Below are 23275 nucleotides of genomic sequence, written 5' to 3'. Positions count from 1 at the left end.
CCGCGGGGCGGACGGCCCGATCGGTCAGGTGCCGGAGCCGGAACTGCTGTCCTGCTTGATGCCCTTGATGATCTGGTCCAGCACCGTCGCGTCGGGCGCCTGCGGGTCGTCGTCCACGCCGCCCTCGAAGGCGACGAAGCCGCCGCCCTTGGCCGGCACGGCCACCATCAGGATGTACCCCTGGGTGCCGTCCGAGGTCTTGATGTGCCAGCGGACGGCGTAGCCGGAGACGCCCGCCACGGTGGTGGTGGAGGAGCCCGCGTCGGTGTGCGAGGTGATCCCGGTGAAGATCGCCGCGGCGTAGGTCGGCATCGCGGCCTCGGCGGCGGCCTTGGCGGTGGCGCCCTGGATGGTGTCCTTCTCGACCGAGAACTGGCCCCGGATGCACGAGCCGCCGCCCGGGCAGGCGTAGCGGCCGCTGCCCAGGAAGACGGTGGAGTGCGTGGTGTCGCTCTGGGCGTCCCAGCCGTCGTAGACCGGCACGGTGATGCTGTGCTGCTTGTCGGAGACGGTGTCCTTGAGGGCCGGTGGCGGCGCGGTGCGCTCGGTCGGCGTGGGCGTGGGCGTGGGTGTCGGGCTGGGCGTCCGGCGGGTCGGGCTGGGGCTCGGACTCGGGGTGCCCGTGGTGGTGACCGTGACGGTCGGCGTCGGGTCGGCCTTCGGGGTCCCGCCGCCGCTGTTGAGGGCGATCCCGGCCACCACGCCGACCACGGCCAGCACCGCGAGCCCGATGCCGACGGCCACCCCGGGCTTCATCCGGCCGGACGCCGGGGGCGGATAGCCGCCGGACTGGGGGTAGCCGTAGCCGGGCTGGCCCTGGGCCGGATAGCCGTAGCCGGGCTGGCCCTGCTGCGGGGCGCCGTAGCCGTACGCGGGCGGCTGGACGGGGGCCGGCTGCTGCGGCGGCTGCCAGGCCTGGGTCGGGGCGTCGGCGAGCTGGGCGCCACCCGCCTGGACGGGGCGCACATCGCTCGTCCAGGCGTTGCCGTCCCACCAGCGCTCGTGGCCGGCCGTGCCGTCCGCACCCGGTACCGGGTACCACCCGGGAGGCGTCGAGTTGCTCACTGCCGTACCGTACCCGGCCCGGCGGCGGTCCAGACAGGGTGGATGTGTTACGACTCTGCACCACCCGTGCAACCGATCTGACGACTCGTCAGTAGATCGCGGCGGGCGGTGCGGCGGGCGGGTTCAGCCGGTCAGCGGCCGGGCCATCCAGATGTCGTCCACGTACCGGCCGTCGAGCAGGAACTCCTCGGAGAGCGAGCCCTCGACGGTGAAGCCGCAGCTCTCGTAGAGCCGACGGGCCGGTGCGTTGTGCCCGAGCACCCGCAGGGTGATCCGCCGGGCGCCCTCGGCCTCGGCCGCCGCGCAGGCGGCCCCGACCAGCGCGCGGCCGACGCCCCGGCCGCGCGCGGCGGAGTCGACGGCCAGGCCCTGGATCTGGCGCACGTGCCGGTTGCTGGCCAGCGGGGTGGGCGGCACCACCCGGACGTAGCCGACGATCCGGCCGCCGAGCAGGGCCAGCAGGAACTGCTCCGGCGGGTGGCGCTCGTCGAACACGCGGGCGTCCTCGGCCGGCCGCGGGGCGACATCGCTCAGCCAGGACCAGGCGGCGCGGTTGAGCTCGGCAAGCTCCTTCTCGTCCTCGAACTGTGCGGGTCGGATGATCAGATCGTCGTCGTGCATGCGCGTCATGCTAGTGCCGCGTCAGGCAACTTTTGCCCGTCAAGGAGCGGCGTCCGGTGCGTGCTATCGGCGTGCCGGCCGGAAGTCCTCGTACTGGACGTACTTGGGCTTTCGGCCGGTGCGGCGAGAGTGCGTGCCGGGCGTCGTGACGGGGCGAAGGTTGCCTGACGCGGCACTAGTCAGCCGCGCCCCCGGCGCATCCGGAATTCCAGCTGCGAGGATGGCCGCATGCGCATCGCGATCACAGGTTCCACGGGATTGATCGGCTCGGCCCTCGTCCGCTCGCTGCTCGTCGACGGCCACGAGGTGGTGCGGCTGGTCCGGCACCGCTCCCGGACCGGGCCGCAGGCCGACGGCTCCACGGCGATCGGCTGGAACCCTCATCTCGGGCAGGTCGACCGGGAGGGGCTGGCGGGGGTCGAGGCGGTGGTGCACCTGGCCGGCGCCGGCGTCGGGGACCGCCGCTGGACGGACGCCTACAAGCGGGAGATCCGGGAGAGCCGGGTGCTCGGCACCGAGACGCTGGCCGTCGCGCTGGCCGGGCTGCCGCAGCCGCCCCGGGTGCTGCTCAGCGCCTCCGCCGTCGGCCTTTACGGGCAGACCGGCGACCGGGTGGTCGACGAGGACTCCCCCGCCGGGGACGACTTCCTGGCCGAGGTCTGCGTCGAGTGGGAGGCCGCCGCCCGACCGGCCGAGCGGGCCGGGATCCGGGTGGTCCACCCGCGCACCGGGATGGTGCTCTCCACCGCGGGCGGGGCCGGCGGGCGGCTGTTCCCGCTGTTCCGGCTCGGGCTCGGCGGGCGGCTCGGGGACGGCCGGCAGTACTGGAGCCTGATCTCGCTGGCCGACCAGGTCGCCGCGCTGCGCTTCCTGCTCGACCGGGAGGACCTCTCCGGCGGGTTCAACCTGACCGCGCCGGAGCCGGCGACCAACGCCGATCTGACGGCGGCCCTGGGCCGGGCGCTGAAGCGCCCGACGCCGTTCCCGGTACCGGAGGCGGTGCTGAAGGCGGTGCTGGGCGAGCTGGCGGTCGAGGTCGTCGGCAGCCACCGGGTGGTACCCCGGCGACTGCTGGCGGCCGGCTTCCGCTTCGAGCACCCGGACGTCGACGCGGTCGTGCGCGCCGCGCTGTAGTCCCCGTACGACATTCGCCCTGGCCAAGGGCATATGCCCGACGGGGTCGGGCGGGGCTCCGGGAGGGGGCGCACGGGAGCACATGGCGGGCGCGCTGCACGCCCCCGGTGACCGTGCGCGCCCGTCGACCCCCGAACCCGGCCCCCGGGCGCACAGTCCGTGACCGCGCCCCCACTCGGCGCTGCCGAACCCCTCCCCCGCCCGGATACGGGCCGATGGTCCTGTCTGACGTTCCTACTGACTGGGCATCACATCGTCGGACCGTGTCCCGGCACCCCGCTGCCTGCGTCGGCCGAAGCTCCGGGACCAGGGAGGGAGCACGCCAGTGCCCACGTACGACTTCACTCGCCGCACCCGCCGACAGTCCGACCCGGACGTCATCGTGGTGGGCGCAGGACTCGCGGGCCTGGCCGCCGCCCGCGCGCTCACCGGCCACGGCCTGGTCGTCCAGGTCCTGGAGGCGACGGACCGGATCGGCGGCCGAACGGCCACCCGCGAGCTGGACGGGTTCCGGCTCGACCACGGCAGCCACCTGCTGAACACCGCCTACCCCGAGCTGCGCCGCAGGCTCGACCTGGACCGCCTGGAGCTGCGTCCGCTCGCCCCCGGCGTGCTGGTGCACAGCGGCGGCCGACGACACCGGACCGGGGACCCCCAGCTGACCGCCGCCCGGCAGGCCGCCGCCCGCGCCCCGCTGGGCAACCCGCTGGACAAGGCCAGGCTGGGCAGCTGGCTCAGCCGGCTGGCCGCCACCCCGGTCAGCCGGCTGCAGGCCCGGCCGGAGACCACCGCGGCCCGCGCGCTCACCGACCGCGGACTCGCCCCGCGCACCGTGGACGGCTTCCTGCGGCCGCTGCTCACCGCCCTGCTCAGCGACCCGGCCCTGGGCACCAGCAGCCGGGTCGCCGACCTGGTGCTGCGCTCCTACGCGCGCGGACGGCTCTGTCTGCCCGCCGGGGGCATCGCGGCCGTGCCGGCCCAGCTGGCCGCCGCCCTGCCCGCCGGCACCGTGCGCACCGGGGTGCGGGTCACCTCGATCGCCGCCGACGGGGTGGAGACCACCGGGCACGGACGGATCGGGGCGCAGGCCGTGGTGGTCGCCACCGACGCGCGGTCGGCCGCCGACCTGCTGCCCGGGCTGCGGCTGCCCGACTTCCACCCCGTCACGACCTTCTACCACGCGGCCGACCGCTCCCCGATCGGCGAACCGGTGCTGCTGCTGGACGGCGACCGGCCGCACGGCAATCCGCCGCTGGTCTCGCACTCGCTGGTGCTCAGCGAGCTGCACCCCTCGTACGCCCCGGCCGGGCAGGCGCTGATCGCGACCACCGTGCTCGGTCGGCGCTCCTTCGACGCGGGCGGGCCGGCCGCGCTCGAAGGGGCGGTGCGCGGGCGGCTGACCGAGCTGTACGGAACCTCCGCCAAGGGCTGGCAGTTCCTGAGCGTGCGGCACGTACCGGACGCGGTACCGGTCATGCCGCCGCCGCACAACAACCGCCGGCCGGTGCGGCTGCTGGCCGGACTGTACGTCTGCGGGGACCACCGCGACACCAGCAGTGTGCAGGGTGCGCTGGTCTCCGGGCGGCGGGTGGCCCAGGCCGTGCTGCGCGACCTCGGGCTGCCGGCCACCGCCCGGGAGGCGGAGGCGGCGGCCTGACGCGCGGCGGGCCGGCCAGGGCGGCGGGCCGGGCGCGGCGGGGTAACACGCGGCGTCCGGGGTGCCGGGACGGCCATGGGCAGCGTGCCAGTATGCCGATATGACCGCTGTTCGGACGGTTTCCCCCGTCGTGCCAGGGCCGGCCGTACGGTGAGCGCCGACTTCCAGGTCGAGCCGCTCGCCCTGATCCTGATCCCGGCCGCCGCCGTGGCCGCACCGCTCCTCGCCGACCGGCTGCTGCGGTGGGTCGCCGTCCCCACGGTGGTGTTCGAGATCGTGCTCGGCGTGCTGATCGGCCCCGACGTCCTGGGCTGGACACACGTCGACGACCTGGTCGGCGCGCTCTCCGACTTCGGCCTGGCCATGCTGATGTTCCTGGCCGGATACGAGATCGACTTCGCCAAGCTGCGCGGCGGCCCGCTCAAACGGGCGGGCGCCGCGTGGCTGGTGGCCCTGGCGGCGGCGCTCGGCGTCGGCGCGACGGTCAACCCGGATCCGCTGAACGGCGCCTTCGCCGGGCTCGCGCTGACCACCACCGCGCTCGGCACCATCCTGCCGATCCTCCGCGACGCCGGTGAACTGCCCACTCCCTTCGGCTTGCTGGTGATGGCCACCGGCGCGGTCGGCGAGTTCGGGCCGATCATCGCGGTCGCGGTGCTGCTCAGCGGCAACACCCCGCTGCGGACCGCCGTCATCCTGGGCGCCTTCGCCGTGATCACGACGACCGCCGTGGCCTACGCCCGACGGCCCCGGCCGCACTGGATGACCCGGCTGATCCGCCGCACCCTGCGCACCTCCGGCCAGTTCGCGATCCGCACGGTGATCCTGGTGCTGGCCGTGATGGTGGCCGCCGCGCTCTGGCTCGACCTGGACATGCTGCTCGGCGCCTTCACCGCCGGCATCGTCTCCCACCTGCTGCTGGCCGACGTCCCGGAGGCCGAGGAGGAGGTGATCGAGGCCAAGCTGGAGGGCATCGGCTTCGGCTTCCTCGTCCCGGTGTTCTTCGTGGTCAGCGGGATGAACTTCGACCTGGCGGCGCTGCTGGACCAGCCCGGCACGCTGCTGCTCGTACCGGTGTTCCTGGTCCTGCTGCTGGTCGTGCGCGGGCTGCCGGCCGCCCTGCTCGCCCCGGACGGGCTGGGTCGGCACGACCGCGCCGCGCTCGGCCTGTACGGCGCCACCGCGCTGCCGCTGGTCGTGGTGATCACCACGATCGAGGTGGACGCCGGGCACCTGCCGTCCTCCACCGCGGCCGCGCTGGTCGGCGCGGGCCTGCTCTCGGTGCTGCTGTTCCCGCTGCTGGCGCAGCGGCTGCGCGGCACCGTCCGCCCGCCGGCCGCCGCGGACGGCGACCGGCCGAGGGTGAACGCCGAGAGCTGGTAGCCGTACCGGCCGTCAGATCACCCCCGCCTGGCGGGCCGTCTCCTCGAAGGCGCGGGCCACCGGGCTGCCCCGGTAGGGGGTCAGCCGGCGGTGGAAGTCCCGTACGTACTCCAGGGAGCGGGCCGAGCGCATCTCCCCCGCCGCCCGCAGCGCGTCGGTGGCCATGGTGCACGCCTCGTCCAGATCCCCCATGCCGAGCCGGGCGGTGGCCAGGACCAGGCGGCAGAAGATCCGGCTGCGGGCGTAGGCGGGCGAGCGCAGCCGCAGCGACTTCTCGGCGTGCTGGGCGGAGGTCCGCCACTGCTGGAGGTCCCGGTAGCAGTGGGCGAACTCGTCGGCCAGCTGCGCCTCGTCGAAGTAGCGTGCCCAGGAGGGTAGTTCGTCACCCGGACGACCGGTGCCCAGGGCCCGCTCGGAGCGGACCAGCGCGGTGGTGCAGGCCCGGACGTCCCCCAGCAGGCCGTGGCCGCGGGCCTCGGCGGCGTGCAGCAGCGACTGGACGGCGGGCGGGACGGCGGTGCCGACGCCCTGCTGGGCGACCCGCGCCAGCTGGACCGCCTCCCGGCCGTGGCCGAGGTGCACCGCCTGCTGGCTCATCGTCACCAGGATGTACCCGCCGAGCGCGCGGTCCCCCGCCGCCTGGGAGAGCCGCAGCGCCTGGACGAAGTAGCGCTGGGCCAGGCCGTGCGCCGCGATGTCGAAGGACGTCCAGCCGGCCAGCCTGGTGAGGTCGGCGACCGCGCCGAACAGCGCCCGGCCGATCTGCTCGCCGTAGCGGCCGCGCAGCATCGGCTCGGCCTCGCTCTCCAGGTAGCGGACCAGCGCCTGCCGGGCGTGGCCGCCGCCGTACGCGTGGTCCAGCGCACGGAACAGGTCCCCCACGGCGCGGATGGCGGCGATGTCGCCCCGCCCGACCCGCAGGGCCGGGCGCTGCTCGCGGGCCGGGTCGGAGTACGGCGGTTCGACGGCCACCGGCGGACGGCGGCTCTGGGTCGGCACCCGGCCCAGTGCCGTGGAGGCGGCCGTTCCCGTCCCGGTGGCCGTACGGGCGGACGGTGTGCCGGGCGCGGAGCCGCGCGCCGGGGGCGCGGCGGGCGCTCCGGGCGCGGCCGGTCCGCCGCCGGACCCACCGCCGCCGGGCCCACCACCAGCGGGCGCACCGGCAGCAGGCGCACCGCCGGCGGGGTCGGGGCGGGCCAGGGTGGAGCCGTCCCGGGCGACCCGCTCGTCGGTGCGGCCGATCAGCCAGTCCCGGCTGGGCACGACCAGTCCGGCCGGGGTGAAGGCGATCCGGCGCAGCTCGGACTGCGGCCCGTTGTCCTTGCGCCACATGCTCGCCACGATGTCCACCGCCTCCTGCGGGGTCTCGGCGAACTCCAGGCCCGCGTAGACCGGGGCGCAGGCGTCCAGGCCGAGGTCCTGGGCGGTGAGGCGGCGGCCGAGGCGGCGGGTGAAGACCTCGGCGATCAGTGCCGGGGTGGCGCCGCGCGGCTGCTGGCCGCGCAGCCAGCGGGTCACGGAGGTCTTGTCGTACCGCAGGTCCAGGCCGTGCTCCAGGCCGAGCTGGTCGACCCGGCGGGCCAGGCCGGCGTGCGAGAAGCCGGCCTCCTCGATCAGGGCGGCCAGCTGGCCGTTCTGCGGGGCCGGGCCGGCCTGACCGGCCGCGGGCGCGGCGGCCGGGGCGGTGGCTGGGGCGGCGGACCCGCCCTGGGTGGCCTGCGCGGGCAGCCGCGGTTCGTCGGCGGTCGGGGCGTCGGGGGCGTCCGGAAGGGCCCGACCGACCGGACCCGGGTGCTGGTCGAGCGGGTCGAGCGGTCCGTACGCCGGACTGTCGGTTGCAGGCCGTTGGGGCATAGTCAGTCAACACCTCTCGGACGCCGCACCGGCTCCACCAGTACTTCGGCTGCCTGTGGCGGCGCCCCCTGTCGGGAATCGGCGTGAATGTAGCGAGCATTCGGGCGCTATGGGTGGTTCTGACCGAGCAATCCTCCGAACGGGTGAAGCAAGCGCGCCCATTGTGGGGAAGCCAGGACAGGATGGGTTTGGCTGTTACCTGCCGACCGGCCGTTCGACCCTCGTGGTGGTGGTCGACATGCCCCGGCGCGATGCTGTGGTGCCCCACCACATAGGAGTCCGGCCCGCGGATTCCTACCGTTCTCGGCCATGGACACCACTTCAGCCCGCCCGCTCGACGGTCGTACGGCCCTGGTCACCGGGGCCGCCTCGGGCATCGGCCGGGCCTGCGCCGTGGCCCTCGCCGAGGCCGGCGCCCGGGTCTACGTCGTCGACCTGGCGGCCGGCCCGGCCCAGGAGCTCGCCGCCCGGATCGGCGGCGTCGCCCACGTCGCGGACCTCGCCGACCCGGATGCGGTGGAGGCCCTGCCGGACGACGCCGACATCGTGGTCAACAACGCCGGCCTCCAGCACGTCGCGCCGGTGCACGAGTTCCCGCTCGACCGCTTCACGCTGATCCAGCGGGTGATGGTCGAGGCCCCGTTCCGCATCCTGCGCCGCACCCTGCCGCACATGTACGGGCAGGACTGGGGACGGGTGGTCAACATCTCCTCCGTCCACGGGTTGCGGGCCAGCCCCTTCAAGTCGGCCTACGTGATCGCGAAGCACGCGCTGGAGGGGCTGAGCAAGACGGTCGCGCTGGAGGGCGCGCCGTACGGCGTGACCAGCAACTGCATCAACCCCGGCTATGTGCGGACCCCGCTCGTGGAGCGGCAGATCGCCGACCAGGCGCTGGCGCACGGCATCCGCGAGGACGAGGTGGTGGAGCAGATCATGCTCGACCGCACCGCCGTCAAGCGGCTGATCGAGCCCGACGAGGTGGCGCAGCTGGCCCTCTGGCTCTGCTCCCCGCACGCCTCCTACATCACCGGCGCCAGCCTGCCCGTGGACGGCGGCTGGACCGCGCACTGACCGCGAGCCCGCCCCCGCGCCTCCTCCCTTGCTTCGTCCCCCGTGCTTCCCCCCTCGCGCTTCCCCCCTCGTCCCTTCCCACCCCGAGGTGACCCCGCCATGGCCAGTTCCCCCGCCGCCGCGAGAGCGGACTCCCCGCTCTGGAAGGTGGTCGGTGCCAGTCTGATCGGCACCACCATCGAGTGGTACGACTACTTCCTGTACGGAACGGCCGCCGCGCTGGTCTTCGGCAAGCTGTTCTTCCCGAACAGCGACCCGCTGACCGGCACGCTGCTGTCGTTCCTCACCTACGCGATCGGCTTCGCCGCCCGGCCGCTCGGCGCGCTGGTCTTCGGGCACTTCGGCGACCGGATCGGCCGCAAGAAGCTGCTGGTGGTGAGCCTGCTGCTGATGGGCGGCTCGACCACGCTGATCGGCCTGCTGCCGACGTACCACCAGATCGGCGCCGCGGCCCCGGTGCTGCTGACGGCCCTGCGGCTGGTGCAGGGCTTCGCGCTCGGCGGCGAGTGGGGCGGCGCGGTGCTGCTCGTCTCCGAGCACGGCGACCGGCGGCGGCGCGGGTTCTGGGCCTCCTGGCCGCAGGGCGGCGCCCCGGCCGGCAACCTGCTGGCGGCGGGCGTGCTGTCGCTGCTGACCACCGTGCAGTCGGACGCCACCTTCCTCGACTGGGGCTGGCGGGTGCCGTTCCTGCTCTCGGCGGTGCTGGTGGCGGTCGGTCTGTGGATCCGGCTGGCGGTGGACGAGTCGCCGCTGTTCAAGGAGGCGCTGGCGCGCTCCGAGGCGCGCAAGGCCACCCGGCAGGAGGCCGAACAGCCGCCGCTGGTGGCCGTCCTGAAGCACCACTGGCGGGAGGTGCTGGTGGCGATGGGCGCGCGGATGGCGGAGAACATCTCGTACTACGTGATGACCACCTTTGTCCTGGCGTACGCCGTGACCCAGGTGCACCTGCCGAAGCAGACCGCGCTGAACGCCGTCCTGATCGCCTCGGCGATCCAGTTCGCGCTGATCCCGGTGTTCGGGGCGCTCTCCGACCGGGTCGGGCGCAAACCGGTGTACCTGGTGGGCGCGGTGGGCGTCGGCGCCTGGGCCTTCGTCTTCTTCGGACTGGTGGACACCCGCTCCTTCGGCTCGCTGCTGCTCGCGGTGACCGTCGGGCTGGTCTTCCACAGCGCGATGTACGCGCCCCAGGCGGCGTTCTTCTCCGAGCTGTTCGCGACCCGGATGCGGTACTCGGGTGCCTCGATCGGGGCCCAGTTCGCCTCGGTGGCGGCGGGCGCCCCGGCGCCGCTGATCGCGACGGCGCTGCTGAAGGACTACGGCAGCTCGACCCCGATCGCGGTGTACGTGGCGATCGCGGCGGTCATCACCGTGCTGGCGGTGCTCTGCGCCCGGGAGACCCGGGGCAGCGACCTCGCCGAGGACGAGGAGGAGTCCGGGGCGCAGGCCGCGGCGACCGGGGCCCGGGCACCGGCGGAGGACGTCTCCCTGACCAAGCCCTCGACGGCCTGACGGACCGATGGCCGGCGCCCATACCGCACGGGCGCCGGCCATCGGCGTTCACCCCGCCTGAACAGCTACGATCGCGCTTCCGTCCCTGGGGCCAGAGACCCACTGCCGATTGGCGGCCGTACCGTGAACGACCCCCACCCGCACACCAGCTCCGCGCCGGCGCTGCGGCGGCTGCTCGACCTGCTCGCCTCGGGTGCCGCCACCGAGGACTTCGCCGACGTGCTGGCCGACGCCCGCCGCCAGGGGGCGCCGGCCGCCGTGCTGAGCGAGATCGACGACGCCACCTGGCAGGCGTTGCGGGTGCACCGGACCCTGCGTCAGCACCGGCGCCGCGAGGCCGAGCTGACGGCCCTCTTCGACACCGCCGGGGACCTCGCCGCCTCCCGGGACCTGGACACCGTGCTGCAGGCGATCGTCCGCCGGGCGCGGCTGCTGCTCGGCACCGACACCGCCTACCTCACCCTCCCGGACGAGGCCGCCGGCGACACCTACATGAGGGTCACCGACGGCTCGGTCTCCGTCCTCTTCCAGACCCTGCGGCTCAGCCTCGGCGACGGCCTCGGCGGTCTGGTCGCCCAGACCGCCCGCCCGTACGCCACCCCCGACTACCGCGCCGACGAGCGCTTCCACCACACCGGCACGATCGACGCGGGGGTGCTCGACGAGGGCCTGGTCGCGATCATCGGGGTGCCGCTGCTGCTCGGCGGGCGGGTGATCGGCGTGCTGTTCGCCGCCGACCGCTCGCCGCGCGCCTTCTCCCCCGACGAGGTCGCGCTGCTCTGCTCGCTGGCCGCGCACGCGGCGATCGCCCTGGACACCGCCAAGTCGCTGGCCGACACCCGGGCCGCGCTGACCGAGCTGAACGGCGCCAACGAGCTCATCCGCGCCCACTCCGCCGCCGTCCAGCGCGCCGAGCAGGGCCACGACCGGCTCACCGACCTGGTGCTGCGCGGCGCGGAGGTACCGGACGTGGCCGCCGCCGTGGCGGCGCTGCTGGGCGGGGAGATAGCCGTTCTGGACACCGAGGGCGAGCCGCTGGCCGGGCGGGCCGCACCCGCCGCGGGGCTGGCCGAGGCGGTCGCCGCCTCCCGGACCGAGGGCCGCTCGGTCCGCAACGGCGACGCCTGGGTGTGCGCGGTTCTGGCCGGCCAGGAGCCGCTCGGCACCCTGGTCCTGCGCGGCCGGCCCGGACTGGACGACGCCGACCGGCGGCTGTTCGAGCGGGCGAGCGTGGTGACGGCGCTGCTCCTGCTGCTGCGCCGCTCGGTCGCCGAGACCGAGAACCGGGTACGCGGTGAGCTGCTCGCCGACCTGCTCACCGCCCCCGACCGGGACCCGGCCGGCCTGACCGCGCGCGGCCGCCGGCTCGGCGTGGACCTCGGCCGCCCGCACCTGGTGCTGGTCGCCGAGCCCGCCGGCGCCCCCGGCACCGCGGCCACCGACCGCGGCCGGCTGGCGGGCGCCGCCGGGCGGTACCTGTTCGGCTCCCGGGGCATCAGCGCCGAGCACGGCGAGGCGGTCGTGCTGCTGCTCCCGGACGACGGCGCGGCGGGCGGCACGGCATCGGTCGGCACGGCATCGGTCGGCACGGCATCGGGCAGCGCGGCATCGGGCGCTACGGCGGCGGGAAGCGCCTCGGCGGGCGCCCAGCAGGTGGCCGAGCTGGCCGCCGAACGGCTCGCCCGGCTGGCCGGCTTCCCGGTCACCGTGGGCGCGGGCCGACCGGCCGCCGGCCCCGTCGCGCTGGCCGCCTCGTACGCCGAGGGCCTGCGCTGCGCCCGGGCGCTACGGGTGCTCGGGCGGTCCGGGGAGGGCGCCTCGGCCGGGTCGCTGGGCTTCCTCGGGGTACTGCTCGGGGACGGCCACGACGTGGACGGCTTCGTCGGCGCCGCGCTCGGCCCGCTGCTGGACTACGACGCCCGGCGCGGCACCGAGCTGGTCCGCACCCTGCGCGCCTACTTCGACTGCGGCGGCAGCCTGACCCGCGCCAAGGACGAGCTGCACGTCCATGTGAACACCGTGGTGCAGCGCCTGGACCGGGTGGAGGTGCTGCTCGGGCGGGACTGGAACCACCCCGAGCGCTCGCTGGAACTGCAGCTGGCGCTGCGCCTCCAGCTGCTCGCGGGCACCTGAACGGTCGGATCCGGCCCAGGCGTACAGTGGCGAGGTTGGTCTCGAACGCCTGGCAAGGAGCAGCGGTGAACGAGCGGAGCATCGAGGTCCCCCCGGTCGCGGGTCGGGGGCGGGCCCTCGGAAGGTGCGCGTTTCGCGAAGCGACCACCGAGCGCAGCGAGGGGGACGCGTGAGCGGGAACGTGCGTTTCGTGCGGATGGGCATAGGCGAGGGGGCGATCCCCTACCCGGAGGCCTGGGAGGAGCAGCAGCGGCTGCACGCGCTGCGGGTCGCGGACGAGATCCCCGACACCGTGCTGCTGCTGGAGCACCAGCCGGTCTACACGATGGGCAAGCGCACCAACCCGGCCGACCTGCCGCTGGACGGCACGCCGGTGGTCGAGGTCAACCGGGGCGGCGAGATCACCTGGCACGGCCCGGGCCAGCTGGTCGGCTACCCGATCGTGAAGCTGCCGGAGCCGATGGACGTCGTCGCGTACGTGCGCCGGCTGGAGGAGGCGCTGATCCGCGCCTGCGGCGAGTTCGGCGTGCGGACCACCCGCGTCGAGGGCCGCAGCGGGGTCTGGGTGCTGGGTGAGGACCTCCCGGACGCGGTGGTGGACCCGGCGCAGGTGGTGGACCTGGGCAGCCTCACGCTGCGGATGGGGCTGCCGCTGGGCATCGACCCGCGGCTGGCCGGTCCGGAGTACGCTCCGTCCAACGCCGGCCAGCGCGGCGACGACCGCAAGCTGGCCGCGATCGGCGTGCGGGTCTCGCGCGGCGTCACCATGCACGGCTTCGCGCTGAACTGCGACCCGGACATGACCTGGTTCGACCGGATCGTGCCCTGCGGCATCCGCGACGCGGGGGTGGGCTCGGTCTCCTCGGAGCTGGGGCGCGACTTCCCGGTCGGCGAGGCGCTGCCCGTGGTCGAGAAGCACCTGGCGGCGGTGTTCGCCGAACTGCCGGAGCCCGCGCTCAGCCGCTGAGCGTCCTCCCCTCGGGGAATCTACCGGCCGGTAGCTCTGTTGCCCTGCGATTGCGGGCCACAGGCCCGGCGAAGGCCGTACAAGCACAGGCGTACCCTGGGGGTACCCCGTCTAGTTCTAGGAGTCGCACGTGTCCGCTGTCGCACCCGACGGCAGGAAGCTGCTCCGCCTGGAGGTCCGCAACAGCGAGACCCCCATCGAGCGGAAGCCCGAGTGGATCAAGACCCGCGCGAAGATGGGGCCCGAGTACAACGCCCTGCACTCGCTGGTGAAGAAGGAGGGGCTGCACACGGTCTGCCAGGAGGCCGGCTGCCCCAACATCTTCGAGTGCTGGGAGGACCGCGAGGCGACCTTCCTCATCGGCGGTGACCAGTGCACCCGCCGCTGCGACTTCTGCCAGATCGACACCGGCAAGCCCGCCGACTTCGACCGGGACGAGCCGCGCCGCGTCGCCGAGTCCATCGTGACCATGGACCTCAACTACGCCACCATCACCGGCGTCGCCCGCGACGACCTGGAGGACGGCGGCGCCTGGCTGTACGCCGAGACGGTGCGCCAGGTGCACGCGCTGACGGCCGCCCGCGAGGCCGGCCGGACGGGCGTCGAGCTGCTGATCCCCGACTTCAACGCGGTGCCGGAGCAGCTGGCCGAGGTCTTCTCGTCCCGCCCCGAGGTGCTGGCGCACAACGTCGAGACGGTGCCGCGGATCTTCAAGCGGATCCGCCCGGCGTTCCGCTACGAGCGCTCGCTGGACGTCATCACCCAGGCCCGCGCGGCCGGGCTGGTCACCAAGTCCAACCTGATCCTGGGCATGGGCGAGACCCGCGAGGAGGTCAGCCAGGCGCTGGCCGACCTGGTCGGCGCGGGCTGCGAGCTGATCACCATCACCCAGTACCTGCGGCCCTCGCTGCGCCACCACCCCGTGGAGCGCTGGGTCAAGCCGCACGAGTTCGTCGAGCTGCAGCAGGAGGCCGAGGAGCTCGGCTTCGCCGGGGTCATGTCGGGCCCGCTGGTGCGCTCCTCGTACCGCGCCGGCCGGCTGTACCGGCAGGCCCTGGAGCACCGGGCGAAGGCGTCGGCCTGAGCGGACCGGAATTCTTGAGCCACCAGAGGGGCGGAGCCGCGGCTCCGCCCCTTCCGGTTCACCGGGCTTTGACTGACAGGTCACGGACTGGTAACACGGGGTGGTGAGGATGGAGTCGTTCGATTCCGGGTCGCCATGAGGGGAGCTGTTCGACATGCAGGTCGGCATCCGGTCGGTGGGAAGCGCGCTGCGGCTCGCCGAGAGCGTGCTCCTGGCCGGCGGCCAGCGGCAGGCCCGGCGGAACGCCTGGGCGGCGGTCTGCGAGAACCGGCGGTACGCGGCGGACCGCGAGCGCGACGCGCTGCCGTCCGGCCGGTCGGCGGAGGCCGGGCGAAGCTGACCGCCGGTCCGCCCACGGACACCGTGCGTACCCGTACGGGGCAACCCGGGTCACGGTTAGGGGCGAACGGGTACCCGGGCTTGGATATCCCGCACCTACGGCACGTACCATGAGCGTTATGGCGAGGGAAACATCCGAGAACCCCGGGCGACTGAAGCAGATCCGCCTGGCTTACACCATGACCAAGAAGGTCGACACCAAGATCGGCCTGATCATCGGCGGCGTCGGCCTGCTGACCTTCGGCGTGTTCCTCGCCATCGGCTTCGCAATCGACCACCCCATCTACCTGGGCATCCTGGGCTTCATCGTGGCCTTCCTGGCCATGGCGATCGTCTTCGGGCGCCGGGCCGAACGCGCGGCGTTCGGGCAGATGGAGGGGCAGCCGGGCGCCGTGGCCGCGGTGCTGAACAACATCCGGCGAGGCTGGAGCGCCAGCTCCACCCCGGTCGCGGTCACCCGCAACCAGGACGCGGTCTACCGCGCGGTGGGCCGGGCGGGCATCGCGCTGATCGGCGAGGGCAACCCCAACCGGGTCCGCCAGCTGCTGGCCTCCGAGAAGAAGAAGATGGCCCGGGTGGTCGGCGACGTGCCGGTGCACGACATCGTGGTGGGCGACGGCGAGGGCGAGGTCCCGCTGAAGAAGCTCCAGATCCACCTGATGCGACTGCCGCGCGCCATCACCCCCGCGCAGGTCACCGAGACCAACGACCGGCTGCGCGCCCTGGGAGACCTGCTCTCCAAGGCGCCGATCCCCAAGGGCCCGATGCCCAAGGGTGCCCGGATGCCCAAGGGCGGCCAGGTCCGCTGACCCCCCTTCCCCGTTGACACGAAACGGCCCCGCCGCGGAGATCCCGCGACGGGGCCGTTCGACGTTCGGGTGCCGGTTCGGGGCTGGTTCCGGGCGCCGGCGCGGGGCCGGGTGCCGGCGCGGGGCCCGACTCCGTTAGATCCGGACCTCGACGGTGCCGACCGCCTTGTCGTGCAGGCCCCGGGTGTCGCGGTCCCAGACCAGGGCCGGCACCACCAGGCAGAGCAGCACCGTGCGCAGCAGGACCTGCGGGATGGTGGCGCGGGTACCGTCGACCCGGATCACCCGCAGGCCGAACAGCCGCTTGCCGACGGTCGTCCCCGTGGTGGCCAGCAGCAGCACGGTGACGGCGAAGAACAGCGGGGTGGTCCACATGTTGGCCGAGCCCGGGGTGCCCTTGGCGATCAGCCCGTAGGCGACCAGGGAGACCAGCCAGCCGTCCACGAACAGGGCGCCGATCCGCCGGCCCGGGCCGGCGATCGAGCCGGAGCCCTCCTTGGGCAGGCCGAGGCGCTCGCCGCGGTAGCCGAAGTCGGTGCCCATCTTCTCGGCGGCCGCCTTCGGGCCGTCGATCCACGATCCCAACGCTTCTCTGGTGTCCACGAATCCACACTAACCGGGCGGGCCCGCCCGACCGCCACCGCCTCCCCCGGAGGGTGAATCCGCGTCGCCCGGGCTTTCCCCGGACCCTCCCAGTGGTCCAGACCACTCAACGGGCCCGGCCTGGGCGGGCGAGGCCTTTTGTCCCAGACCGTACGTCTTTGCCGCCCGTTCGACGGCGGCGGTTAACATTCAGGAAACGACCGGGTCACCGGTCGGAAACGGCCCGTTCCTAGGGTGAGCCCCATTCGCACGCCGAGGAGGATGGATGTTCAACAACGCCGCCGAAGTGAAGCAGTTCATTCAGGACAACGATGTGAAGTTCATCGACGTCCGGTTCTGCGATCTCCCGGGCGTCATGCAGCACTTCTCCGTGCCCGCGGCGACCTTCGACCCGTCCGAGACCCTGATGTTCGACGGTTCGTCGATCCGCGGCTTCCAGGCCATCCACGAGTCCGACATGGCACTCGTCCCGGACCTGGCCACGGCCCGGCTCGATCCTTTCCGCAAGGAAAAGCACCTCAACATCAACTTCTTCATCCAGGACCCGGTCACCGGCGAGGCCTACAGCCGCGACCCGCGCAACGTCGCCAAGAAGGCGGAGGCCTACCTGGCCTCCTCCGGCATCGCCGACACCGCGTTCTTCGGCCCCGAGGCCGAGTTCTACGTCTTCGACTCGGTGCGCTTCGACACCAGCGCCAACGCGTCGTACTACCACATCGACTCCGAGGCGGGCGCCTGGAACTCCGGCTCCGCCGAGGGCGACGTCCGCGGCTACAAGGTCAAGTACAAGGGCGGGTACTTCCCGATCCCGCCGGTCGACCACTTCGCGGACCTGCGCGCCGAGATGTCCCTGGAGCTGGCCGCGGCCGGCCTGGAGGTGGAGCGCCAGCACCACGAGGTCGGCACCGCCGGCCAGGCGGAGATCAACTACAAGTTCAACACGCTGCTGCACGCGGCCGACGACCTGATGCTGTTCAAGTACATCATCAAGAACGTCGCCTGGCGCAACGGCAAGACGGCCACCTTCATGCCCAAGCCGATCTTCGGCGACAACGGCTCGGGCATGCACGTGCACCAGTCGCTGTGGACCGAGGGCTCGCCGCTCTTCTACGACGAGCAGGGCTACGCCGGACTCTCCGACACCGCCCGCTACTACATCGGCGGCCTGCTCAAGCACGCGCCGTCGCTGCTGGCCTTCACCAACCCCTCGGTGAACTCCTACCACCGCCTGGTGCCGGGCTTCGAGGCCCCGGTCAACCTGGTGTACTCGCAGCGCAACCGCTCCGCCGCGATCCGGATCCCGATCACCGGGTCCAACGCCAAGGCCAAGCGCATCGAGTTCCGCGCACCGGACCCGTCGTCCAACCCGTACCTCGCCTTCGCCGCGATGCTGATGGCCGGCCTCGACGGCATCAAGAACAAGATCGAGCCGCTGCAGCCGGTCGACAAGGACCTGTACGAGCTGGCCCCCGAGGAGCACGCCAACGTCCCGCAGGTCCCGTCCTCGCTCCCGGCCGTCCTGGAGGCGCTGGAGGCCGACCACGAGTACCTGCTCGCGGGCAACGTCTTCACCCCGGACCTGATCGAGACCTGGATCGACTTCAAGCGCACCAACGAGATCGCCCCCATCGCCCTGCGCCCCCACCCGCACGAGTTCGAGCTGTACTACGACCTGTAGGACGCTCTCCGACCTGCGGGAACGCAGGTCGATCTCTCATCGTTTCCGCAGGTCGGCGCCTCGCTGACCTGCGGAAACGCGCATGTGAGGGCTTGCGTCGAAGGTTCGGAGGCCCGCGGTGCGAAAGGGGAGTGCGCCCGTCGCGCCGTCTATGGCAGCGGGGGCGTGACAGAAGCCGGGTCGGCGCGGGCGAAGGCGGCTGTCACGGTCAGTTGCCACCCCGCTGTGTACGCCTCGGTGAAATCGCTGTCACCGAGCGCCGTGCGGGCGCGGGTGCTCAGCATGCGGATGTGCGGGTCGGTGCGGTCGTGGGCGCCGCGGAGGCGGGCGGCCGCGCCGAGGGTGACGGCTGCGTCGCGGTGTCGCCCGTGGAGTTCGGCGAGGCCGGCGACGGTCACTGCCACGGTGGCCACGACCGGCAGGTCCCGGCTGTCGACCGCGGCTGTGTACGCCTGGGTCAGTGCGTGCGCGGCACCGGGCCCATCGGCGAGTCGGAGGCAGAGTTCGGCCCGTGCGGTCGCGATCAGGGCCCGACCGTGGTCGCCGTCGAGCGGAAGCCGGGTGGAGAGTCCGGACTCGGCCGACTCGATCAGACGGTGTGCGCGGTCCAGGTTGCCCGTCTGTACGAACAGCCGGGCCTCGCGGGCGTCGAGCAGGACGGCCATCCCGGGCGGGGTTGAACGCAGCGCGCGTTCCCGCGTCACGGCGATCAGCTCGCTCGCCTGCGCGGTCCGGTCGAGTCGCACCAGGAGCTCGAACTGGCGCAGGTCGAGGAAGATTTCGTCGCTGGGGCTGAGCGCCCCGAATTCGCCCGCCAGTCGCTTGGCCGCGTTCAAGTCGTCGAGTGCGCCGTCGAGGTCGCCCTCGTACTGACGAAGCAGGGAGCGCAGCGGTAGTGCGGTGGCCAGTGCCCAGTGGTCGCCGACCTGGGTGAAGCATTCCAGGGCTGCGGTCGCGTCGGCGCGCGCCTGGTCGAGGTCGCCCTCGTTCTCGGCGGCGTGGGCGCGCGCGATGCGGGCGTACCCGGCCAGCCACGCATCCGGCCCGTCGGCCAGGCGTTGGATGATCGCCTCACCTACCTGTCTCCTGGGCGGGAGGGCGAGTTTGACGGTGACCAGCGCGCCGGTGAAGCCGGGCAGTTCGCGGTGGCTCAGCAGACGGTCGGTGAGGGCCCGCAGCCGGGTGCTCCCTTCCTTGAAGGAGCCGCTGAACAGTTCGCTCTGACCGGCTTGGGAGTTGAGCAGCAGCAGTGCTTCGGCGATCTCGTGCTCGACACCGGGCCTGTCGGCCGGGAGCGCGACTGCCTGCCCGAGCCAGTAGGCGGCGTCGTCCCGGCGGCCGAGCATCTGCCAGTACCAGGTCAGGTCGAGGGCAAGCGCGATCGCCCCGTCGGCGTTGCCGGTGTCGCAGAGGTGTCGCAGCGCGGCAAGCACGTTGTCGTGCTCGGCACGCAGGACGCGCAGGGCGTGGAGCTGCCCGGGCCCACGGGTCAGCGGGTCGTAGTGGGCCACCAGGTCGGCGCAGTAGTGGGCAGCCAGGTTCCGCACACCGGTCAGGGTGTTCTGCTCGGCCAGCCTCTCCAGGCCGTATTCCCGGATCGTCTCCAGCATCCGGTGCCGACCGGAGTCGGGTGACAGCAGCAGCAACGACCGGTCCACCAGGTCCGCGAGGAGCTCCGGGATGTCGCGGACCGGTACGGCGGTTCCCCTGCACACGGCGGCGGCCGAAGCCGGCGTGATGCCACCGGGCAGGACCGCGATCCGCTCTGCCACGGTCCGTGCGCCCGCGGGGAGCAGGTCCCAGCTCCACGCGATGACTCCGCGCAGTGTGCGGTGGCGTGGAAAGGCAGTGCGGCTGCCGGTGGTGAGCAGCCGGAAGCGGTCGGACAGCCCGTCGGCGAGATCGGTCAGCGTCAGTGTGCGCAGGCGGGCCGCGGCCAGTTCCAGGGCGAGCGGCAGACCGTCCAGACTGCGCACGATGCGCAGGACGTCCGCCAGGTTGTGCTCGGCGATGTCGAATCCGGGGCGCACCGCGGCTGCCCGATCGGTGAACAGACGTACCGATGCCGCGCGACGGGCCTGTTGGACGTCCGTGTCCGGGTCGGGCAGCGCCAGTGGGCCGAGCGGGACCAGTGCCTCACCGTCGATCGCCAGCGGTTCTCGGCTGGTGGCCAGGACCCGCAGTCCGGCGCAGCGGGCCAGCAGCGCCGAGAGGAGGTGTGCTGCCGCGTTGATCACGTGCTCGCAGTTGTCGACGAGGAGCAGAATCTCGCGGCCGTCCAACTGGCCGGTCAGCACGTCGAGTTCGTCGGCGGGGTCGCTGCGCAGCCTGGCGGAGGCGTCGAACAGCGCGGAGCCGCGCAGGCCGGTCGCGGCCAGCAGAGCGCCGCCGACCTTGCCGGGGTCGGTGACCGAGGCAAGGTCGATCAGCCAGGCGCCGTCGCGATATGCGTCGCGGTGGCGGCGGGCGGCCTCGACGGCCAGGCGTGTCTTGCCGGCGCCGCCGGGGCCGAGCACGGTGACCAGCCGCCCCGCGGCGAGCAGGGTGTCGATCCGGGCCAGGTCGTCATCACGACCGATGAAGCTGGTCAGCGGGATGGGCAGATTACCCGGCGTCCCACCTGCTCCCCCGGGCGCAGTGGCGGCGGGTGCGGGCTGCTCGGCCCGCAGCAGACGCAGGTGCCGTTCCCGTAGCGCGACGCCCGGATCGGTGCCGAACTCGTGAGCCAGCGTCTCGCGGAACTCCTCGTAGCGGGCCAGGGCCTCGGCCTGACGGCCCTGGGAGGCGAGTGCGTCCATGAGCAGCGCGACGGCGCGCTCATGGACGGGGTGCTGGGACAGCAAGCCGGTCAGGCGGTCAGCTGCCTGCCCGGCGTTGCCCAGGGCCAGCTCGGCGTCGGCGAGGTCGGCGGTGGCCTCGACCGAGGAGTGGGCCAAGCGGGTCGCGGCCGCGGGTTCCACCGCGACGACGGTGGCAGGCTCGGCGCCGGGCTGCTCGACCCACAGGGCGACGGCTTCACCGAGCAGAGCAGCCGCGTGCTGCGCGTCACCGGCGCGCAGACGCTCCCGGCCGGCTGCGGCGAGTCGCTCGAAGAGCAGCGCGTCCACGTCGCCTGCGGACACGTCCAGCCGGTAGCCGCCTGCGGCCTGTGTGACGGCGGTGGAGGAGCCGAATGCACGGCGAAGTCGCGACACGAGGGCCTGCAGGGCATGTGCGGGATCGGCCGGAGGGTTCTCCGGCCAGATCGCGTCGATGAGGGTGCTCTGCGTGACGGCGCGCCCACCGGCGAGCGCGAGACGTACGACCAGCCCCTGGAGGCGGGGCCCGGACACGGGCAGGGCGGTACCACCCCGAGATGCCTGGAACGTACCGAGCAACGTGATGCGAGGCCGCGCATCCCCATCCATGGGCCGATCTTTGCGCGAGCGCAGCCGGATGGCCAAATGCGGGCACCGCCACCGTGGCGCTCCAGCCGCCGGACAGCCGCCACACGGCCGGGTGGCGGGCGTGTGCACGGCGCTGACACGGCCGTGCACACGCAGGCCGATCCGTGTGAGGCGTGGTGTCAGCGCCGTGTGCGCCCCCTGTGAGCGGCCCGGGCGAGTGTGTGGGTGCTGCGGCGGACACCACGTTCGCGCAGCTGACACCAGGACTGCTCGCACCCGAAGCCGGAGAGACGCGATGACTGGAAGCACCGGCACCGCCGGGCCCTGGGCGGCTCCACCGACCTGACCCTGTTCCAGTGACGCCCGCCCACCCGGTGACCATGGAGAAGAACGGAAAGTCTCATGCATGACGTAGTGATCGCGGGCGCAGGCCCCGTCGGACTGCTTCTGGCCTGCGAGCTCGGTCTCGCGGGCTGCGACGTCCTGGTCCTGGAGCAGGAGGCGGCGGCGGGCACCTCCTGGAAGACGCTTCCGCTCGGAATGCGGGGCCTGTCCGCCGCCTCGGTCGAGGTGTTCCACCGCCGCGGGATGCTGCAGCCGCTCCTGACCGCGTCGGGCGCCCACGGCTACGGCAGTGCGGACCCCGAGGCACGGGTGGCGCCGGCGCCACGCAGTGTGAGCCACTTCGCCGGCATGATGCTCGACCCCGCCGACATCGATGCCGACGCCCTGCCGTACCGGCTTCCCGGCCCCGTGTCGGAGGACATGATGACCAGCAGCGAAGCGGTCGAGACGGTGCTGGCCGAGCAGGCAGTCAGGGCCGGGGTGGAGATCCGCCGCGGAACGCGGGTCACGGGACTGCGACAGGACGCGGAGGGCGTCCTCGTACAGGCCGGAGAGGACGAGTACGCGGCGCGCTGGCTCGTCGGCTGCGACGGCGGACGCAGCACGGTGCGCGGCCTCGCGGGCTTCGAGTTCACCGGCACCGAGCCGCTGTTCACCGGCTACACCATGCTCGCCACCGTCGCCGACCCCGACAAGCTGCGGCCCGGGTTCACCCTGACGCCGACCGGTATGTACCTGCAGATGCCCACCCCCGGGCACATCGGCATGCTGGACTGCGACGGCGGCTCCTTCGACCGGTCACAGCGGCCCACCCGCGAACACCTGCAGACGGTGCTGCGCCGCGTGTCCGGCACCGATGTCACGCTCAGCGGCGTCCAGCTCGTCTCCACCTTCACCGACCGGGCGATGCAGACTACCTCCTACCGCCGAGGGCGGGTCCTGCTGGCCGGAGACGCCGCACACATCCACTCACCTCTCGGCGCGCAGGGGCTCAACACCGGCATCGGTGATGCCGTCAACCTGGGGTGGAAGCTCGCCGCGACCGTCCACGGACACGCCCCCGGCGACCTGCTCGACTCCTACACCCAGGAGCGCCATCCGGTCGGCTCCCGGATCCTCGACTGGACGCGCGCCCAGAGCGCGGTCATGAAGCCCGACCCGCACGCCCAGGCCGTCCAGGCCCTGGTCCGCGACGTGCTGGGCACCCGGGACGGAACGACCTACGTCTACCACCGGACCTCGGGCTCCTCCCACCGCTACGACCTCGGCAGCGCACATCCCCTGGTCGGCCGCAACGCCCCCGACTTCCACTTCACGGACGGGACGCGCCTGAGCGATCTCATGCGGGACGGGCACGGCATCGCCGTCGACTTCACCCCCGGTGGGCGGCTCGCCGGCGCGACAGCCGGCCGGGAGGACCTGATCCGGTACGTGTCGGGCTCGGCGAGGGACGAGCTGGGCTGCGGCGCCCTCCTCGTCCGCCCCGACGGCGTCGTCGCCTGGGCAGACGGCCTCGATCCCGACCACGCAGGGTTCCGGCACGCCGCTGACCGGTGGTTTGCGCGTTCCGCAGGTCAGGGGCATGTTCGAGCAGAACCACGACCTCCGCGTCGGACGGGCGAGCGCTGACGCGCCGT

At 73.3% G+C, this 23275-nt stretch carries 17 protein-coding genes; 12 read left to right on the top strand and 5 right to left on the bottom strand.

The features are described 5' to 3' along the window. Positions 1–24 precede the first annotated feature (24 nt). Positions 25–1065 carry a DUF2510 domain-containing protein gene (locus ACFVVX_RS01950; protein WP_387940298.1) on the bottom strand — a complete coding sequence of 347 codons (1041 nt, stop codon included), beginning with the start codon at positions 1063–1065 and terminating at the stop codon, positions 25–27. A 123-nt stretch (positions 1066–1188) separates the two neighbouring features. Beyond that, positions 1189–1695 carry a GNAT family N-acetyltransferase gene (locus ACFVVX_RS01945; RefSeq protein WP_387940296.1) on the bottom strand — a complete coding sequence of 169 codons (507 nt, stop codon included), beginning with the start codon at positions 1693–1695 and terminating at the stop codon, positions 1189–1191. 219 nt (positions 1696–1914) lie between these two features. Here ACFVVX_RS01945 and ACFVVX_RS01940 point away from each other — a divergent pair, with 219 nt between their 5' ends. The 3 genes from ACFVVX_RS01940 to ACFVVX_RS01930 all read left to right on the top strand — a co-directional run bounded on the left by ACFVVX_RS01940 (position 1915) and on the right by ACFVVX_RS01930 (position 5860). Further along, a complete protein-coding gene (locus ACFVVX_RS01940) occupies positions 1915–2820 on the top strand; it encodes a TIGR01777 family oxidoreductase (RefSeq protein ID WP_387940294.1) in 906 nt (301 codons plus the stop codon). Between the two features lie 325 nt (positions 2821–3145). Then, positions 3146–4477, top strand: coding sequence for an FAD-dependent oxidoreductase (locus ACFVVX_RS01935; RefSeq protein WP_387940292.1), 1332 nt, complete (start codon positions 3146–3148; stop codon positions 4475–4477). 150 nt (positions 4478–4627) lie between these two features. Then, positions 4628–5860 (top strand): cation:proton antiporter, encoded by a 1233-nt coding sequence (locus ACFVVX_RS01930; RefSeq protein WP_387940291.1) that lies wholly within the window; start codon positions 4628–4630, stop codon positions 5858–5860. Positions 5861–5872: 12 nt separating this feature from the next. Here the strand turns inward: ACFVVX_RS01930 and ACFVVX_RS01925 are convergent, their stop codons facing one another. After that, entirely contained in the window at positions 5873–7714 is a 1842-nt protein-coding gene (locus ACFVVX_RS01925) for a regulator (protein ID WP_387940290.1), read from the bottom strand. 309 nt (positions 7715–8023) lie between these two features. On the opposite strand from ACFVVX_RS01925, the gene ACFVVX_RS01920 reads away from it, so the two are divergent. The 7 genes from ACFVVX_RS01920 (at position 8024) to ACFVVX_RS01890 (ending at position 15626) form a co-directional block, all read left to right on the top strand. Continuing rightward, positions 8024–8785: a 3-hydroxybutyrate dehydrogenase gene (locus tag ACFVVX_RS01920; protein WP_387940288.1), complete on the top strand. Its 762-nt coding sequence runs from the start codon at positions 8024–8026 to the stop codon at positions 8783–8785. 99 nt (positions 8786–8884) lie between these two features. Then, positions 8885–10294, top strand: coding sequence for an MFS transporter (locus ACFVVX_RS01915; protein WP_387940286.1), 1410 nt, complete (start codon positions 8885–8887; stop codon positions 10292–10294). A 123-nt stretch (positions 10295–10417) separates the two neighbouring features. Next, the gene (locus ACFVVX_RS01910; RefSeq protein WP_387940284.1) at positions 10418–12427 is read left to right on the top strand and encodes a helix-turn-helix domain-containing protein; all 2010 of its coding nucleotides are present in this window, start codon (positions 10418–10420) and stop codon (positions 12425–12427) included. Between the two features lie 196 nt (positions 12428–12623). Continuing rightward, positions 12624–13394 carry a lipoyl(octanoyl) transferase LipB gene (lipB, locus tag ACFVVX_RS01905; protein WP_387940643.1) on the top strand — a complete coding sequence of 257 codons (771 nt, stop codon included), beginning with the start codon at positions 12624–12626 and terminating at the stop codon, positions 13392–13394. A gap of 130 nt (positions 13395–13524) precedes the next feature. Beyond that, positions 13525–14478 carry a lipoyl synthase gene (gene lipA / locus ACFVVX_RS01900; protein WP_387940282.1) on the top strand — a complete coding sequence of 318 codons (954 nt, stop codon included), beginning with the start codon at positions 13525–13527 and terminating at the stop codon, positions 14476–14478. 154 nt (positions 14479–14632) lie between these two features. Then, entirely contained in the window at positions 14633–14818 is a 186-nt protein-coding gene (locus ACFVVX_RS01895) for a hypothetical protein (RefSeq protein ID WP_387940280.1), read from the top strand. Between the two features lie 109 nt (positions 14819–14927). Beyond that, positions 14928–15626, top strand: a complete 699-nt coding sequence (locus ACFVVX_RS01890) for a DUF4191 domain-containing protein (protein WP_387940278.1) — start codon at positions 14928–14930, stop codon at positions 15624–15626. 135 nt (positions 15627–15761) lie between these two features. On the opposite strand, the gene ACFVVX_RS01885 is transcribed toward ACFVVX_RS01890, so the two are convergent. Continuing rightward, positions 15762–16229 (bottom strand): RDD family protein, encoded by a 468-nt coding sequence (locus tag ACFVVX_RS01885; protein WP_387940276.1) that lies wholly within the window; start codon positions 16227–16229, stop codon positions 15762–15764. 265 nt (positions 16230–16494) lie between these two features. Here ACFVVX_RS01885 and glnA point away from each other — a divergent pair, with 265 nt between their 5' ends. Further along, entirely contained in the window at positions 16495–17907 is a 1413-nt protein-coding gene (gene glnA / locus ACFVVX_RS01880; protein ID WP_387940274.1) for a type I glutamate--ammonia ligase, read from the top strand. A gap of 149 nt (positions 17908–18056) precedes the next feature. Here glnA and ACFVVX_RS01875 read toward each other — a convergent pair whose 3' ends face one another. After that, positions 18057–21239 (bottom strand): BTAD domain-containing putative transcriptional regulator, encoded by a 3183-nt coding sequence (locus ACFVVX_RS01875; RefSeq protein WP_387940272.1) that lies wholly within the window; start codon positions 21237–21239, stop codon positions 18057–18059. 456 nt (positions 21240–21695) lie between these two features. Here ACFVVX_RS01875 and ACFVVX_RS01870 point away from each other — a divergent pair, with 456 nt between their 5' ends. Then, positions 21696–23267 carry an FAD-dependent oxidoreductase gene (locus ACFVVX_RS01870; protein ID WP_387940270.1) on the top strand — a complete coding sequence of 524 codons (1572 nt, stop codon included), beginning with the start codon at positions 21696–21698 and terminating at the stop codon, positions 23265–23267. Positions 23268–23275: the final 8 nt, after the last annotated feature.

The organism is Kitasatospora sp. NPDC058170 (assembly GCF_042883905.1).
Classification (GTDB): Bacteria; Actinomycetota; Actinomycetes; order Streptomycetales; family Streptomycetaceae; genus Kitasatospora.
The sequence above is the reverse complement of the archived record's forward strand: the minus strand, read 5'-3'. Positions and strand labels throughout refer to the sequence as shown.